The following is a 14,305-nucleotide window of genomic DNA, read 5'->3' on the forward strand; positions in this document are numbered from 1 at the left end:
AAATCATGCGTGATAAGATCCGTTTAGTTTCAACTGCTGGTACTGGTTATTTCTACACTACCGACAAGAACAAGCGTAACATGCCTGAAAAAATGGAGATCAAAAAGTACGATCCTAAAGTACGTAAGCACGTGATCTTCAAAGAAGCAAAAATTAAATAATTTTGCTTTGAGAATTGAAAAACCCAGTCTTGTACTGGGTTTTTTGTTGCCTGCAATTTAATATTTTTGAGGGTAAGCTAAAGTGTGAGGTCCGTGTATACTACACCACCTTACATAACTTTAAGTTCAATATAACTACACTAATAACACAGATGAGCAAAGATATCTTATAATGCTACTGTGGCTACTTTTTCTCTCTGTCATTATGTCGTTTAGTGAAATCAAATGGCTTGTTATAACGAGAGTTACTGTATTTACTACAGTTACAGTAGATTAAAATATTAAGCTTTAAAGTATTTTAAATATAAAAATAAAGCGATAATACAGTTTATCTCTTATCTTAATATATTCTAAAAGCGTATTTTATCGGTAATTGCGCAGTTTTATTTGGTTGGCCTTTACGACTGATTTATAGGGGGAATTATATGCTGTATGTTGTATCGCGAAATAAGCACGTTGATAGTGATATTTATAAAAAACCGAAGCGAAGGCTTCGGTTTTTTATTTAAAATAAAGATAACTAGCTTTACAAGCAATAACTTTATTTTGTATATCTAAATCTCCCCTTATTCTGGGTAGCAAACCATATTAACAACTCGCCATAATCCAGAGCCTGTGTAAGTGGTACGGCATCTCATTTTGAAGCTGTTAAACGACTCAAGGATGTGTAATTGTCTGCGCAGATCTGATGTTGAACCATCTCTTAGTCTAAAACTTGAGTCGACGCGGTCGCCACTTTTATGTGTAAATACGACGTCTTCTTCTATGTCACAAGTACCGGCTGTACTTACTTTACACATGGATATAGGTTTTCTTTGTCCGCCAATTACTTTAGCTGTAATTATATAAGTAGCCAGAGAATTTGAGTTTTTTGATTTATCGATAAGTTTATTTGTTATTGCTGAAATTGACGTGGATCCAACTTCTGCCGCTGCACCAGTAACTAGCCCTTCTAATATTCTAGAGCGGGTAGATCCTACACCTGCATTTTGCATACTGTATTCATCATCTAAATCAATCATCTCTGGTTGTCTGCATGCTTGTTCAGTACAACCTCCTGGTGGTGGAGTATACGATCTGTATGTGTATAAACGATTATTTCTAACTGCACTCACAAAGTTATACATGATGGTATATATTTCTTGATCTCGATTACATTGAGAGGAATAACAAGTAATATCAAACTTTAACGAGTTTATTCGATTACTGGATGATGTGTGTTTAACTTTGACTTCAGTACTACCCGATTTAAAATATGTGCCTCCAACTTGCCAAGCGCTGACAGATATTGGGGATAGCAGGAACGCCATTAGAGATGCATAATAAAATAGTTTTCTTTGCATAAATAATTCCTTTTTATTTACTAGTTAAGTAACTTTTTATAATAATACTTCAAGATGATGAAGTGTAAACATTGTTAAATTTTTGATTTTATTTGTCAATGTTTTTGTTTTGGGAACTTTGTTTTATGTTAAAGGTTAGTGGCGGTAGAATGTGTAATTATAAAAATAAATTCATATTTATTAAGGTTTTATGTTGTTTTTAGGTTTTTTATTTTGTGTAAAGTTAAATGTGAGTGATTTTTTTAATTGAATTGCATATGGCTTTATTCATTTTTTAATGCACTAAATATTCTATTGCAGTGATAAAAAGTAATAATAGTATCGGGAATACTAACTTGTCGGTTGCATGTTAAGTATAGTGCTAGCATTTCAATAAAAAAACCGAAGCCATGGCTTCGGTTTTTTTTAAACAGAGGCGATTAAGCAAATGCATCTTGAAGTGGCGGTACCACTTGCTTTTTACGGCTAAGAACGCCATCAAGCCAAACGCGGCTTTGCTCAGGCGCTTGACCGTATGCTGTTTGGATAATGCCTTCATCATCAGATGCAATCAGCATTTGAGAGCCTTCTTTCATGATATCAGTAAGCAGTAGTAGTACTGAGTGACGGCCACCTTCTTCTTTTAGTTTGGCGATATCTGCTTCAAGGTCTGCTTTGATTTCGTCAAACACAGCGAGGTCGATAACTTCTAGCTGGCCGATGCCCACTAAATTACCGTTCATGTTAAAGTCTTTAAAGTCACGCATTACAAGATCGCGAGCAGGCGTGCCTTCAACCGCTGATTTTACTTTGAACATTTCCATACCAAATGCTTTGAAATCTTCGATACCAGCAATTTCTGCCAGTACTTCAACGCATTTGATATCTGCTGTTGTACATGTCGGTGATTTGAAAATAACCGTATCAGATAAAATCGCGCCTAACATCAGGCCTGCGATGTCCTTAGGAATTTCAACACCGTAAAAGTCATACATCATCTTGATGATGGTGTTACTACAGCCGACTGGGCGGATCCAACATTCAAGTGGCGTTGAAGTGGTTAAATCACCTAGTTTATGGTGATCAACTACACCTACAACAGTGGCTTCGTCAATGTCATCAGGTGCTTGTGTTTTTTCTGTGTGATCAACGATATACACTTCTTCACCTGCATAGCTTAATTTAAGCTCTGGGGCTTCGAAGCCAAAACGATCTAGAATAAACTGTGTTTCTGGTGATACATCACCTAAACGAGTAGGAATTGCTTCTTCACCAATTTGGTTTTTAAGATAAGACAGTGCAATTGCACCACAAATTGAATCAGAATCAGGGATTTTATGACCCACTACATACATTGCCATTGACGGACTCCTAAAAAATTTTGTCGCTTATTTTAGCAAAAATTAATCACATTAATACAGTCTCAGAGGGGTTTTGGACCTAGAAAATAGTCTAAGCTGTGTTTATGAAATAACGTAGATTGGACAATTAAAAGTACAGGTCCGCAATACTGCAAGGTATAGTAGTGTGATCTAAGTCATCTTCCTGTGAGTATGTATGGGGCCATTATGGGGTTAAGCCGAAAAGCCTGGAACAATGTGGTGATTTTCTCCATGTTGATTATGATCTTCTTTCTCAATGGGCTACATCATAAGTTAAATCCGCAACAAGCTGAATTTGAGAGGGTTATGGTATTGCCAGAGCACAGCTTTGTACTGGCTATGGCCTACCCAGGGGTTAAGATAGAGCGTATAGGCACTACGTGGCGTATTGAAAATAAGCTGGGTGGTAAAGTGCAAACAGCCTATACCGAGCAAGAGCTTGTTCAGATAGTTCAGCTTTGGCAACACACGGAATTACAATCGATAGCACCACCTCAGCTCAATCCAGAGTCAGCAATTTCGGTTGCGACTTTTTGGGTAGCTGGAGAGGAATTACCATTAAGTTATCAGCTATATCGAACTGATGAGCTGTATTTGCTCTATGCTAAGCGTCAACAGCTGTGGCTGGAACTTAATGCCGATATAGCAACGCAATTATTTAAACCAATAGAATTATAGTTATGCCAGAATTACCAGAAGTTGAAGTCAGCCGTTTAGGTATTGAGCCTCATATCAAAGGCCATGTTGTCAATGAAGTCCGCATTCATAATGGCCGTTTACGCTGGCCTGTGCCTGAAGATGTTGCGCGTTTAGAGGGAAAAGCAATTTCAGCGGTGAGACGCAGAGCTAAATATTTACTGTTAGACAGCGAAGCGGGCACTGGGATCCTTCATTTGGGGATGTCTGGCAATTTACGAGTCGTTGAGCACAGTGAACCTTTGAAAAAACACGATCATGTTGAATTGCTCTTTGATAACGGTTTAGCCTTGCGGCTTAATGATCCACGCCGTTTTGGCGCATTTTTATGGCAAGACCCCGAACAGCAACACAGTGTTTTTGCTAAGTTGGGCCCAGAGCCGTTAACAGATGCTTTTGACGCCAATCATTTATATCAAGCCAGTCGTGGTAAAAAAGTTGCGGTGAAGCAATTCATTATGGATAACCACGTGGTCGTCGGGGTTGGCAACATATATGCTAATGAGTCTTTGTTTAAAGCGGGGATCCACCCAAAACGTGAAGCTGGTAAAATTTCGCTAGCACGTTATCAAAAGCTCACGCCAATCATTAAAGAAACGCTCGCAGCAGCCATTAAACAAGGTGGAACAACCCTAAAAGACTTTGCTCAAAGTGATGGTAAGCCGGGTTACTTTGCCCAAGAGCTTTTAGTGTATGGTCGAAAAGGCGAGCCCTGTGTGCAATGCGATACCACGTTGCAAGAGATCCGATTAGGGCAGCGTAGCACTGTGTACTGCACTAAGTGCCAACGCTGACAAAATCCCTATGCTTGATGTGCCGCAGGTGTCGCTATGCTCGCTCGAAAACAGAGTTCAGATAATATGGCCGTCATTTGTTCAGTGCGCAACTCGAAACTGGACTTGAGTGCACGCTCATTGCGAGTGTGATCACCATCGCCATAGGGGCCGAAGCCGTCTAATGTGGGCGTCCCTGTGGCAGAAGCTGTATTTGCGTCTGATACGCCACCACGATGTTCAATTGGTTGAGCTTCCCCAAGGATGTCGTTAATTTCTTCGAGCAGTGACTGTTGTGCGGCGTTTGGTGCCATCACGCCACGTTGCAATCCTCCCTGTATCTCCACCTCCACGCCAGTGATTTCGATGGCCATACAAATGTTTTCAATCCCTTCCAATAACCTTTGTTGTTCTGCTTGGTTTGTAAATCGCGCTTCAACCTGCATACTTGCTTTACCTGAAATGGTGTTCGCACCAATGCCGCCTTGCACTTTACCGACATTCACAGTACTACCCGCTTTGAGGTCGGTTAATGAGGCCATTTCTAACAACATATTTGCCATAGCAAAGTTGGCATCAATGCCATCTCTGTAGTGATTACCTGCATGGGCAGGTTTGCCTGTCACTGTGATGTGATAGGTTGCAATGCCTTTTCTGGCCACGACAAGCTCATGCTCTTTTCCTGCGGCTTCAAATACAAAACATGCATCATATTGTTTGGCTATCTTCGTCGTCAAAGCTTGGCTGTCGTCACTGCCAATTTCTTCATCACTCACTAGCAACCAGTCTATATTTGCGAGTTGACCATATTGCTGTTTAAGGCGTCTTAGTGCGTTCAGTGCCACCCAGTTACCGCCTTTCATATCACACACACCAGGCCCATAAACATAGCGGTCGTCTTCGGAAAACTCGGTGAAAGTATCTTTGGGAAAGACGGTGTCTAGATGTCCTAATAACAATATGCGTTTGCCTGAACTACGAGGTGAGCGAAACAGTAAATGGTCACCAATATGTTCACGTTGGTAGCGTGTCAGTGAAAAGCCAAGCGGTTCAATGAGAGCGATCATTTGTTCACCGTGTTGATCCACCCCGACTTTATTTTTACTGTGCGAGTTACAGCGTATTAAGTCTGCTAATTCTGCATAGTTTAGATTCATCCTAATCTTCTCCCTGTGAAGGTTTGGCTCATCGTGGCGTTTTTCGGTTGCAGTTCGGTGAAGCTTTTATGAACAGTTTTCAGTTCAGTAAAAGGATCAAAAATTTGTCATACAGATGGTCTTAACTAGTAAGACATCACTCTGTTTTTGCACCTATTTTTAAACCAAGGAGATACTTTATGACTGCCGTATCGCGGGCGCCTCATGTCGGGATTTGGATGTACGAAAATGGCGGGGGAAGAGAAATTGAACAACAGTTAGTTCACGCTTTAGCTGAGCGTGGGATCCAAGCTAGTACAGGTCTAAATCTGCGTGATGCTAGAGCGCGAGATGGTGGAATTGAATGTAATGGTGTGTCCATGGAGCAGTTAGATGCCTTTTTGAGCTACAACGCGGGTCAGCAAACGCAATATCAGCTTTACCTTTATGAAACTCTAAACGAAACGATCCCTACACTGAATAATTATCGCGCTTTTGCATTGGCAGAAGACAAGTTTCGTACGTCACACTTGCTCAATAGCCATGGGATCTGTACACCAGATTATCGTTTATGCCATAAAAATGACATGGATGGTCTGCGTGCTGCGCTGCACGATTTTGGGGGGAAGTTAGTCTATAAACCCACAGATGGTTGGGGCGGCGTCGGCATTGTAAAAATAGAAGGCGAACAGGCGCTGGATATGATCATGCCTTTTTTAAGTCGTACTGATTTACGTTACTTTTACGTTGAGCGTTTTATCAATTATGACAATACCGATTATCGTGTTGATGTTGTAGATGGGCAGTTTGTTGGCTGTTATGGCCGAAAAGCTCCTAAAGATGATTGGAAAACCAATGTAACCAGCGGTGGGAGCGTTTTTGTGCGTGAAGCCAATGATGAAGTGGTGGCACTGGCATTAAAAGCAACTAAAGCGCTGGGTCTTGAAATCTCTGGCGTTGATTTAATTTACGACCGCGAAAAAGAACAATATGTGGTGTTAGAGGTGAACACAATTCCTGCCTTTGCCACCCCAGAGCAAGAGCAGTTAGGACTGACATTTAATCAAGCTAAAATCCAAGCTATGGTGGGTTTGATTGAAAAAACAGTGACCAATAAAACTTCATTTCAATCTGCCAAGGTGGCCTAATCTCATGCAAAATAAAACACAATTACCTAAAATCGGACTACTTTATCTCGATTATGTACTGCGCTTTTTTGACAAGTCTAATTTTAAAGGGTGGCCCGATAAAATTGAAACTGTGGTATTTCACTGGGGGAATGACAAGGCGCGTTTTATTGCTGAGGTAAAGCGTAAAAAAATAGATGTCCTGATCGGCAATATTCCGGCAACGGCATATGAAACATTTAGAGAGATCGCCAGAGCATTGCCAGAAGTCAGGTTTTTGCCTTCATTGGACAGCCAATTCTCCAATAAATCTAAAGAAAATGTGACGCATTTTTGCCGCAAATATAAGCTGCCAGCACCACATACTGAAATATTTTATATTCCAGAGAGAGCGCAGCAATATCTAGCAAATGCACAGTATCCAAAAATTATTAAGCGCTCTTATGGACCTTCAAATTATGGGGGCTACTTTGTTCATAAAGTAGATAGTGCTGAAGAAGCCAAGACTTTATTGAGTGAGAAAAAGTATTACCCACTTTATATTCAAGATTTTGTGCCTATGGAAGCGGATATTCGTGTGATGCTGATTGGGCATAAACCTGTATGTGCTTTTTGGCGCAGACCTCCTGAAGGGGAATGGTTAACCAACACCAGCCAAGGTGGGAGTATGGATTACCAAGCGGTGCCTAAGTCGGTATTAAAACTCGCAACAGCGGCTTCTAAAGCGGCAAATGCAGAGTATTGGGCATGTGATATTGCTCTGGGTAAAGATGGTAAATTACGTATCTTAGAATGTGCAACAGCCTTTGCTGCATTCCCTTACATTCGAGATTGGATTGGTCAATACTTGATGTGGTTATTGTCGAGTGGATACTTCAGAAAGCCTAATATCCCGCTCTACAACTGGGAAGAACTCGGCAAAATTGACGCGCGTTTACTGCGCACGATGCGCCACATTGGATTTTCTCAGTACACACCAAGCCAAGATTGCGGTGAAGTATTCAAGCAACTGGATGAGCAGGCTTTTCCTATTCTAGACACTGATTTTAAATTGGGAGAAGAGTGGCCAAGTGAAGTGTGGAATCTGCAAGATAACTTTGTGTTGGGCGCCAGAACAGTTGCGGCTAAGGCGATGCAGCCAATCCCTGCCAGTGATGAGCTAGCTGAAGATCTGAATAATTATGATGCCCCGCAATTTGATGAAGCGCAAGTGAGAGCGTTACTGAGTCAAGTCCGTGGTGTGGGCGAAAAAATGGTCGATGACATTATGACGACATTCGGTGCACATGGTGTTGTTGAAGCATTAAATACTGATCCACAAAAGTTGTGTGTTGTGAAAAACCTCAAGGATAAGAAATTAGAAAAAATAGTCGAGCACTGGCAAAACCATGCTGGGCAAATCTAATGGATACCAACAGATAGACCAAGTGACGGGGGCTGTTGCCGCCGTCTATTTTCGTTCAACGAGTAAGCCTGTGCTATGAAAATTCAATACGCTTCCTATCAAGATACTATCGACGCTTTGCAATCTGCAATGAGTGAACACCCGCATTTAATTCGACTTCAGAGTATTGGCCAAACGTGGGAGGGGCGACCGATCATGTTGGTAACGGTCTCTTTAGACGTCACTTACGCCGATGATAAACCCGCTCTATTGTACACCGGCTCTATTCATGCCAGAGAGTGGATAGGCAATGAATTGGCACTCAAGTTTATTCAGTACATTACTGAAAATTATCGCTTTAACCCCAAGTTGCAGAATGCTTTGACGCGCAATACTTTGTACATGGTGCCTTGTTTAAACCCGGATGGTTTTGAATATTCTCGCAATCACTTTTCGTTTTGGCGTAAGAATCGTCGCAACAATGGTGATGGCACTTATGGAGTAGACTTAAACCGTAATTTTGATGCTAAGTTTATGCGTAATCAAAATATGGGATCAAATACCTATGGTGGGCCACACGCGTTTTCTGAGCCCGAGACGTGTGCGATCCGAGATTTTGTTGAGCTGCATGACAATATTCGTATTGCGCTAGATTATCACTCTCAAGGGAATGTATTTTTTCCTGCGCACAAATTTAACCATGAAGTAGAAATAGAAGGGGCTGATTTAAATATCTTATGCGCCAACATGAATCATGAGATTAAAAAAGTGACGGGTAGGCAATATGGCATTCATCGCGGCAAGCCTCCCGCTCAGCTCATTCATGGCAGTGGTCGAGAATATTATTATCGTAAAGGCATTATTGCCACCGTTGTTGAGGTGGGGACGAGAAACATTCCAGATTATATGAAAAATATGTCGGAAAGCGTCGCTGAAAATATTCCGGCAATTGTACACGCGCTAAGTGAAGCGATTAATTACTCGCCTCTGGCACCGGAACGTGTTGTCGGGTTTACTATCAAGGAAATTGATCATGAGGGCGTTGAGCTTGAGTGGCAATATGACAATAGAGATGATATTTACTTTGAGTTGTATCGTAGTGAGAGTAATAAAAGCCCCTGCGGTGAGGAAAGCCTAATCGCTATAACCAAGTCATTGTCTTTCAGAGATTCACAGCTGCGCAGTGGACAGAGCTATTTTTATAATATCCGTGCTGTAGATAAGGTAACAAAGATAAAATCGCCTTTTAGTCCTGAGTTGCGATTAAAAACACATCTAGATCGACATCAAAGTGCTCGCACTTTATTTCCTGCCAAGGAGTTTGTCGGCTATCTGAGCGAAAACTATCTCTCTAAGAATAAGGAGCACTTTGGTTATAACTCGATGTTTATTGGAGTGGATAAAAAGCGTGGGGTGAGTATTGGCGTCGTGCAGTTTGATTTAAGCTCTTTACCTGTCGGTGCTGATATCGAGCGGGCGGAGTTTTCCCTGTACCCGATGAATCGAGTCGCTGCCAAAATTGAACAATACGGCGAGTGGTCAGTGGCCATTATTGATGCGCATAGTGTGTCAGATATTTATGATTATCAGGCTGTGAGTGAGGCTAAACCACTTCATACCTTAGGACAGACGTTTGAATCAGATAAAATGACGCAAGGGATCTGGATGAAGTGGCAATTTAATGGCGTTGAGCGCACACTCTTAAACTCATTAATTAAACGACAAAGTTTGCTATTACGCTTACAAGGTCCCAAAACATTGCCCATTGGTAATGACTCGCAGGTAATGCAATTTGATATTGGCTATGGCCCTTTTGGTAGCGGTTTGCACTACCGGCCTAATTTAGAGCTTGTTTATCAGGTGCCAGAACAGCAATTAACCTTACTGCCTACGCGTTGCAATACCATCTATAAGGAGTCAGTCGTAGCAGATAGACTGGCCTCTGGATTTGATGAGCATGGCGAGATTGTATATGGACAAATGGCCTTTACATTAAATGCAGATTTACCGGTGGACAAAACGGTTTTCACACAAGCGTGTCTAACACTGCGTAGCTGCAATAGCATAGCCAGCGCTAAAGATGTACGTTTTACTATTGAGCTAGTGGAGCTTCAAGATGTTGATTTTCAAGCTGTTAAACAACGTCAAAAGATAGAGTATATCGGCTATGAAGTGAGTAATGAGCAGTTGCGAGAACGCGCAGAGCATCATTTTATCTTCGATAGTTATAGCCTACAGGCACTAGAGCGGCTTCATCAGGCGCATACGCCTTTTTATTTTATTATTCGTGCGACATCTGAATCTCAAGCCACCAATGCGCTCGTGAATTGGACTGCTTGCCAGGACCAACATCCAGCCCAGTTAAACATTCATTATATTACCAGGCGCAAACATGCTGTCACAGCACCACAAAACTTGTCGGCACACGTAGAAGGCGGTGTTGTTAAATTAGTTTGGGAAAACCCTGAAGACGAAGATTTTGTCGGCTGCTTTGTGGTACGAAACCGTTTTCATCCACCGCGCTCTCCTTTTGATGGGGTTAAGCTTTATGGCGGAAAAGATGCATATACGCTGGATAACTTTGGTAACGCGAAGTTGAGTAAGTACTATGCTGTGTTTAGCTATGATGATGTGCCAAATTATTCAGCTCCCTTGGTTCTACATTACTCTGGTGAAGAGTAAGTAACTTGATTCAGGGGACCCCCCTGAATCTGTCTTAATTCAATTAACTAAAAATAAACTTAAAATTAATAAATTAATTTACAGCGTATGGAGCGTCCTTTTATACCGTAACCCATTAATTTAATTATTTTTAGTTCTTAATGCTGCCTGTCGATGGTAAGAAAAATTCCCGAGTCACCTGCTAATTTTATCGCCAGTGAGCGAGGTTAATTTAACACCTATGAGTGTCTTATAGAGTACAGCTGCACACGCTGAAGTGCAGTGCTCGCTCGCTAAGTGTATCGCTCTTCCCTATTTTTTATTGGCGCATGAACAGGTTTTAGGGTGAATTGTATGGGAACGGGAGGGTGGCCAAACTGTCCGTAATTGGGTGACCCATTTTATGTTCGATCAAGGCAATGGATTGCTAAGATAAGAGTGATACGCATGGACGCTTTGTTACATGCGTGAAAGTGCGCTACCGGTTTTTATACTTGGCGCGTACCTGGGATGTCAGTTACCATTTAGGTTTTATAGTAAATGTGAAAAACGTGTATGACTGAACTATATCACTGGTTTGATTTGCTGGGTGTTATGGTCTTTGCAATCTCTGGTACTTTATTGGCTTATCGCAAGCATATGGATGGCTTTGGTGTGGTTGTGCTTGCAACGGTTACTGGCATTGGTGGTGGCACAATACGGGATGTGATATTAGATACCCCGGTATTTTGGCTCCATGATAGTAGCTATTTTATCGCTATTTTTAGTGCGGTTATATTATGTATCTGGTGGATTAATCGGCAAAAAACGGTGCCCAAACAGCGATTATTGACTGCCGATGCATTTGGATTGGCCTTTTTTGCCGTGATGGGAATGCAAAAAGCCATGAGCTTGGATATGCCAGATACCACTGTCATTATCATGGGGGTTTTAACCGGGTGTTTTGGTGGCGTTGTCAGGGATGTATTAGCAGATGAGATGCCAATATTACTCAAAGGTGAGCTTTATGCTATTACCTGTATTATTGGGGGAATAGTGTATACGCAATTGATGCATTTGGGCGTCTCACTTGAAGTCACTATGGTGGTGTCGATGTTGACTATTTTATTGTTGCGTCTTGCTGCTATTCGTTGGCATTTGGTGTTACATGTATTCCAATATAAAGCTTAGCCATATCATGGTGTTAATATAAATTTCTAGTCGTAATTTACCCAGGGATTAGTCTAGAAAAATAAGATGTGAGACAACGGATGTCACTAGCTAAAACCTATACTCGAGCACAAGTGGGCGTTAATGCGCCACTTGTGACCGTCGAAGTTCACTTAAGTAATGGCTTACCTGCGTTTAATATGGTTGGTTTGCCAGAAGCCTCAGTTAAAGAGTCAAAAGAGCGTGTACGTTGCGCATTAGCGCATTGTCACTTTTTATTTCCTGAGCAGCGTATTACCGTTAACCTTGCCCCAGCAGACCTACCTAAGCAAGGTGGTCGATATGATTTGGCCATCGCGATTGGCATTTTATTGGCATCAGGTCAGCTGCAAAACGCCCACATACATGAGTATGAATTCTATGGTGAGTTGGCCTTAACGGGAGAGTTGCGTGAGGTCACAGCGGTGATCCCTGCATTAATAGCTGCAGCAAACGCGCAGCGTTGTTGCTTTATACCTCAATCGAATCAAGTGATGGCGAGTTTAGTTACTTATGGCACACGTAAATCAGCAGGTAATTTGCGAGATGTATGGATGGATTTAGGTGGCCAGCAAGCACTGTCTTTTGATAAAGCTATGGTGTGTCCTGATGAAGAACAATTCAATATGCATATTGATATGAATGAAGTGAAAGGCCAGGTAGTTGCGAAGCGGGTACTTGAAATCGCTGCGGCAGGGGCACACAATGTTTTATTTTTAGGCCCTCCGGGTACAGGCAAGTCGATGCTGGCACAGCGGATGCCGACCATTATGCCACCGATGCAGATAGAACAAGCTCTAGAAACCGCGTCGGTGTATTCATTGATCGGTAAAAGTATAGATCCCAAAAAGTGGCGTCAAAGACCCTTTCGTTCGCCGCATCACACTTGTTCAGCGGTGGCATTAGTTGGCGGTTCTTCAACCCCTAAACCAGGGGAAATCTCCTTGGCTCACAATGGTATTTTGTTTCTTGATGAATTGCCTGAGTATGAAAGAAAAGTGTTAGATTCTTTGCGAGAGCCGATGGAAACAGGCACTGTGAACATTTCGCGTGCAGCACAACAGGTAGACTTCCCTGCACGGTTCCAGCTCATCGCAGCATTGAACCCGAGCCCCACTGGGTGCCATCATGATAAACGCTCAACACCAGATCAAGTATTGCGCTACTTAAGTAAAATATCAGGGCCATTTATTGATCGCATTGATCTACAAATTGAGTTGCCAAGACTCAGTACGTCAGAGTTACAGTCAAAGGATGAAGCTGAAGCCAGTGCCAGTATTCGTGCGCGAGTTGCACTAGCACGTTCAATGGCCATAGAGCGTCAAGGCAAAGAAAATGCCATGCTTTCCACTAAAGAGCTTGAAAGGTACTGTGCATTATCAGAGGTCGTGGGTGAATATTTGGCAAAAGCGACAGAAAAGCTGCAGTTATCGCCTCGTTCCTACCACCGCGTGGTTAAGGTCGCGAGAACAATCGCGGATCTAAATAAACATGATGTGATTGCGCTGTCTGATTTGAAAGAAGCACTCAGCTATCGTGCTTTTGAGCGCTTACTTTCTCAATTGACTCGCTAAGCAGACAGCATATAGCCCTTGCCACGAACCGTAACAATGCGTTTTTGGTCTTTCTCATCACCCAGTTTTTTTCGTAATCGGCCGATTAATACGTCAACGGTGCGATCACTTGGACTCCAGTCTGGCTGCCCGATGTCCTCAGAAATTTTTGCCCGTGACGTGGCTTTACCTGCATTGGCAATCAGGCAAATGAGTACTTTATGCTCAGCTTCAGTGAGTCTAGCTTCATCCCCGTTAGGGTTGATTAAGGTGCGGTTATCAGGGTGAAGTTTAAAGTCTGCGTATTCTATAAACTCTTCAGACTCGTCTTCATTGCGCGCGCCAGCTAAACGCTTGTACAGAGCACGCATACGTAATTCTAACTCTAGTAAGTCAACTGGCTTACAGACGTAATCATCAGCCCCTTGCGCTAAGCCTGCAATACGGTCAGCTTGAGAGTCACGGCTTGATAACATAATCACACCAAGATCAGTCAATGTGTTAAGTTCTTTCGCCAGCTGTAGGCCATCGGTGGCTGGTAGAACAATATCGATGATAGCCATCATAAAAGGAGTACCCGTTTGGGCTTGCTCCTGCACACGTTCTAGTGTCTGAGCACCGGTATTATCAACGGTGATTTGAAACTCCGTTTGTGCAAAGTGACTTTCGACTCTTTTAGCCAGTAACTCATCGTCTTCGACTAATAATACGTTTATGCTCATGGTCTCGAAACTTATTCAATAATTAATCTTTATCTTAGCACCGAGAATTCTCGGCTGAGAACCCTAAGTTATCTATTTTTATATAAAAACTCTAATGAAAAGCGACAGTAATTAGTACGCTATTTAGTCACTTTTTAAAAATAATGAAATAGTTCTAGCTTTTTATTACTTACACATAAAAAAATAGCAGCACTAAAGTG

The 14,305-nt window shown here is 42.1% G+C and carries 12 protein-coding genes; 8 read left to right on the forward strand and 4 right to left on the reverse strand.

Annotated features, from left to right (window positions below; translation table 11 throughout):
• Window positions 1-5: 5 nt before the first annotated feature.
• A complete protein-coding gene (gene rpmG / locus JF50_RS03460; protein ID WP_005493124.1) occupies window positions 6-161 on the forward strand; it encodes a 50S ribosomal protein L33 in 156 nt (51 codons plus the stop codon).
• Window positions 162-727: 566 nt separating this feature from the next.
• Here the strand turns inward: rpmG and JF50_RS03465 are convergent.
• Window positions 728-1,504 carry a hypothetical protein gene (locus JF50_RS03465; RefSeq protein WP_039608122.1) on the reverse strand — a complete coding sequence of 259 codons (777 nt, stop codon included), beginning with the start codon at window positions 1,502-1,504 and terminating at the stop codon, window positions 728-730.
• A gap of 419 nt (window positions 1,505-1,923) precedes the next feature.
• Window positions 1,924-2,844, reverse strand: coding sequence for a manganese-dependent inorganic pyrophosphatase (locus JF50_RS03470; protein WP_039608123.1), 921 nt, complete (start codon window positions 2,842-2,844; stop codon window positions 1,924-1,926).
• 207 nt (window positions 2,845-3,051) lie between these two features.
• On the opposite strand from JF50_RS03470, the gene JF50_RS03475 reads away from it, so the two are divergent.
• Both JF50_RS03475 and mutM read left to right on the forward strand, forming a co-directional pair.
• Window positions 3,052-3,543 carry a hypothetical protein gene (locus tag JF50_RS03475; protein WP_039608124.1) on the forward strand — a complete coding sequence of 164 codons (492 nt, stop codon included), beginning with the start codon at window positions 3,052-3,054 and terminating at the stop codon, window positions 3,541-3,543.
• Window positions 3,544-3,545: 2 nt separating this feature from the next.
• A complete protein-coding gene (mutM, locus tag JF50_RS03480; RefSeq protein ID WP_039608125.1) occupies window positions 3,546-4,355 on the forward strand; it encodes a bifunctional DNA-formamidopyrimidine glycosylase/DNA-(apurinic or apyrimidinic site) lyase in 810 nt (269 codons plus the stop codon).
• An 8-nt stretch (window positions 4,356-4,363) separates the two neighbouring features.
• On the opposite strand, the gene JF50_RS03485 is transcribed toward mutM, so the two are convergent.
• Complete coding sequence (locus JF50_RS03485; protein ID WP_039608126.1) at window positions 4,364-5,491, reverse strand: M20 family metallopeptidase; 1,128 nt, start codon at window positions 5,489-5,491, stop codon at window positions 4,364-4,366.
• Window positions 5,492-5,670: 179 nt separating this feature from the next.
• Here JF50_RS03485 and JF50_RS03490 point away from each other — a divergent pair, with 179 nt between their 5' ends.
• The 5 genes from JF50_RS03490 to JF50_RS03510 all read left to right on the forward strand — a co-directional run bounded on the left by JF50_RS03490 (window position 5,671) and on the right by JF50_RS03510 (window position 13,404).
• On the forward strand, window positions 5,671-6,618 hold the full coding sequence (locus tag JF50_RS03490) for an ATP-grasp domain-containing protein (protein ID WP_039608127.1): 948 nt from the start codon (window positions 5,671-5,673) through the stop codon (window positions 6,616-6,618).
• A 4-nt stretch (window positions 6,619-6,622) separates the two neighbouring features.
• Entirely contained in the window at window positions 6,623-8,002 is a 1,380-nt protein-coding gene (locus tag JF50_RS03495) for an ATP-grasp domain-containing protein (protein WP_039608128.1), read from the forward strand.
• A 75-nt stretch (window positions 8,003-8,077) separates the two neighbouring features.
• On the forward strand, window positions 8,078-10,663 hold the full coding sequence (locus JF50_RS03500; protein WP_039608129.1) for a M14 family zinc carboxypeptidase: 2,586 nt from the start codon (window positions 8,078-8,080) through the stop codon (window positions 10,661-10,663).
• Window positions 10,664-11,197: 534 nt separating this feature from the next.
• On the forward strand, window positions 11,198-11,812 hold the full coding sequence (locus tag JF50_RS03505; RefSeq protein WP_039608130.1) for a trimeric intracellular cation channel family protein: 615 nt from the start codon (window positions 11,198-11,200) through the stop codon (window positions 11,810-11,812).
• An 80-nt stretch (window positions 11,813-11,892) separates the two neighbouring features.
• The gene (locus JF50_RS03510; RefSeq protein WP_039608131.1) at window positions 11,893-13,404 is read left to right on the forward strand and encodes a YifB family Mg chelatase-like AAA ATPase; all 1,512 of its coding nucleotides are present in this window, start codon (window positions 11,893-11,895) and stop codon (window positions 13,402-13,404) included.
• Here JF50_RS03510 and JF50_RS03515 read toward each other — a convergent pair.
• Complete coding sequence (locus JF50_RS03515) at window positions 13,401-14,105, reverse strand: response regulator transcription factor (protein ID WP_039608132.1); 705 nt, start codon at window positions 14,103-14,105, stop codon at window positions 13,401-13,403. The genes JF50_RS03510 and JF50_RS03515 overlap by 4 nt on opposite strands.
• Window positions 14,106-14,305 lie beyond the last annotated feature (200 nt).

Origin of the sequence: Pseudoalteromonas luteoviolacea (assembly GCF_000814765.1) — a bacterium.
Taxonomy (GTDB): Bacteria; Pseudomonadota; Gammaproteobacteria; order Enterobacterales; family Alteromonadaceae; genus Pseudoalteromonas; species Pseudoalteromonas luteoviolacea_H.

Bases quoted from the DNA above. Each gene is read 5' to 3' on its own strand.
- rpmG (WP_005493124.1), top strand. From the start codon at position 6: ATGCGTGATAAGATCCGTTTAGTTTCAACTGCTGGTACTGGTTATTTC.
- JF50_RS03465 (WP_039608122.1), bottom strand. From the start codon at position 1,504: ATGCAAAGAAAACTATTTTATTATGCATCTCTAATGGCGTTCCTGCTA.
- JF50_RS03470 (WP_039608123.1), bottom strand. From the start codon at position 2,844: ATGGCAATGTATGTAGTGGGTCATAAAATCCCTGATTCTGATTCAATT.
- JF50_RS03475 (WP_039608124.1), top strand. From the start codon at position 3,052: ATGGGGTTAAGCCGAAAAGCCTGGAACAATGTGGTGATTTTCTCCATG.
- mutM (WP_039608125.1), top strand. From the start codon at position 3,546: ATGCCAGAATTACCAGAAGTTGAAGTCAGCCGTTTAGGTATTGAGCCT.
- JF50_RS03485 (WP_039608126.1), bottom strand. From the start codon at position 5,491: ATGAATCTAAACTATGCAGAATTAGCAGACTTAATACGCTGTAACTCG.
- JF50_RS03490 (WP_039608127.1), top strand. From the start codon at position 5,671: ATGACTGCCGTATCGCGGGCGCCTCATGTCGGGATTTGGATGTACGAA.
- JF50_RS03495 (WP_039608128.1), top strand. From the start codon at position 6,623: ATGCAAAATAAAACACAATTACCTAAAATCGGACTACTTTATCTCGAT.
- JF50_RS03500 (WP_039608129.1), top strand. From the start codon at position 8,078: ATGAAAATTCAATACGCTTCCTATCAAGATACTATCGACGCTTTGCAA.
- JF50_RS03505 (WP_039608130.1), top strand. From the start codon at position 11,198: ATGACTGAACTATATCACTGGTTTGATTTGCTGGGTGTTATGGTCTTT.
- JF50_RS03510 (WP_039608131.1), top strand. From the start codon at position 11,893: ATGTCACTAGCTAAAACCTATACTCGAGCACAAGTGGGCGTTAATGCG.
- JF50_RS03515 (WP_039608132.1), bottom strand. From the start codon at position 14,105: ATGAGCATAAACGTATTATTAGTCGAAGACGATGAGTTACTGGCTAAA.